Source organism: Oleiphilus sp. HI0123, from assembly GCF_001635315.1.
Genome location: NZ_LWGE01000094.1, coordinates 1 through 268 on the forward strand (window position 1 = coordinate 1; position 268 = coordinate 268).

Consider the following 268-nt stretch of genomic DNA (forward strand, 5'->3'; position numbering starts at 1 on the left):
GCTTATACAATGGCGATCTATTTTATTGCCTTGCAGCGCTGGACAGGAGAGTCCTTTTTAGCAGTAGGAATGCCAACCGCAGCACAACCCGGTATCGCTCCGAATTCTTTGATTGGTCATTGTGTTTCGACAGTTCCTATCGTCAGTGAGCTAAATCCTTCTATATCAGTTGCTCAAGCAATACACGAAATTAGTGAAGAGATTCTAGACGCTTTTGAACATCAGAACTTTACCTTTGGGGAGTTGATTCGAGAGCTACCCATTGCAA

At 43.7% G+C, this 268-nt stretch carries 1 protein-coding gene; it reads left to right on the forward strand.

What is annotated here, in order from left to right; genetic code table 11:
- Positions 1-268: condensation domain-containing protein (locus A3761_RS00960; protein ID WP_156491471.1), on the forward strand; the 268-nt coding region annotated here is incomplete at both ends.